This is a genomic window from Paraburkholderia sp. MPAMCS5, from assembly GCF_036016995.1.
Lineage (GTDB): Bacteria > Pseudomonadota > Gammaproteobacteria > Burkholderiales > Burkholderiaceae > Paraburkholderia.
In genome coordinates, this window is record NZ_JAYXBK010000042.1 from 1 (window position 1) to 1,430 (window position 1,430).

A 1,430-nucleotide genomic window follows, 5' to 3' on the forward strand; every position below is an offset into this window, starting at 1 on the left:
GAGATACGGTCAAGTCTGGTGTATGAGCGGTTGATAGCCGGCGACGTCAGGCGGCGAGTTTCTGCTGACCGGGTTGATCGTCTTGCACCGGTTCGCCGTCCCTGAAGGCAATGCCTTCCAGCAACAGCTTGATCTGTTCAGGGCCGTTGATGCGGCGCCAGGTTTTCTCGGCTTCCTCGATCAGCTTGAATGCCAGACCCAGGAAGGTCGGTCGCGACACGCAGTTGCGCGTACGCGTCGTCCGGTGGCGCACGGTCGCGAACGTCGACTCGATCGCATTCGTGGTCCGCAAATGCTGCCAATGTTCGGCTGGGAATTCGTAAAAGGCTAACAGGCTCTCCCGGTCCTTCTTCAGCGTTTCCGTCGCCTTCGGATATTTTGCAGCATAGATCGACACGAACCGGTCGAACGCCGCATATGCTTCGGCGCGCGTGGCCGCCATCCAGATGCCCTGCATATCCGCCTTCGCTCGTGCCTGTTGCGATTTCGGCAGCGCATTGAGCACGTTGCCCATCTTGTGGAACCAGCAGCGCTGGCCGCGCGTTGCCGGAAACACTTCCTCCAGTGCGGCCCAGAAGCCCATCGCGCCGTCGCCGACTGCCAGCAGCGGGCCGGCCTGCAGGCCACGCGCCTTCAGGTCAAGTAGCAGCTCCTGCCAGGACGCCTTCGACTCCCGATACCCGTCGCCGATTGCCACACGCTCCTTGCGTCCATCTGGCCTCACGCCGATGATCACCAACAGGCACTGGCCGTCCGAATTCTCGCTGCGCAGCCCCGTGTGAATGCCGTCGACCCACCAGTACACATAGCGCGCCTTCGAAAGGTCACGCCGGTTCCAGGCCGCATGTTCTTCTGCCCATTGCGCCTTCAGACGGCTCACCACGTTGGCCGACAGACCCTTGGCGTCCTCGCCCAGCAGCACGCTCAGTGCCTCGCTCATGTCGCCCGTCGAGATGCCCTTCAGATACAGCCACGGCAGCGCAGCACTCACTCGCGGCGACTTGCGCACATACGGCGGCACGATCGATGAATTGAACTTCACGCCTGATCCTGAACGATCGCGAACCTTGGGGACCTTCACGGCAATCGGGCCGGCCGCCGTCAATACCTCGCGCTCCGGCAAATAGCCATTGCGCACCACCGCGCGCTGCCCGTGCAACGTCTTGACGTTTTCGAACCGCTCCAGCAGCGCCGTCAGCTCTGCTTCGATCGCCTGTTGAATCACCTGCCGGGCTCCGTGACGGACCAATTCGTCCAGGCCCAGACCGGTTTCCGATAGACCGACAACCGCTTTTTCCGTAAACTTGTTCATGGTGGATGGTTTGTTGTTTGCTGGTTTCCGGCTTCGACAATCAGATTCTCAGCTAAAACCTCCACCGCCTTCAATCTCCCGCCTCAACTCCCCCGTACACCAGATCCGAGCATATCTC

Annotated in this window: 1 protein-coding gene; it reads right to left on the reverse strand. The window is 61.1% G+C overall.

The features are described 5' to 3' along the window. Positions 1-46: 46 nt before the first annotated feature. Positions 47-1,312, reverse strand: coding sequence for an IS256 family transposase (locus VOM14_RS31360; protein ID WP_327632581.1), 1,266 nt, complete (start codon positions 1,310-1,312; stop codon positions 47-49). Positions 1,313-1,430 lie beyond the last annotated feature (118 nt).

Bases quoted from the DNA above. Each gene is read 5' to 3' on its own strand.
- VOM14_RS31360 (WP_327632581.1), bottom strand. From the start codon at position 1,312: ATGAACAAGTTTACGGAAAAAGCGGTTGTCGGTCTATCGGAAACCGGT.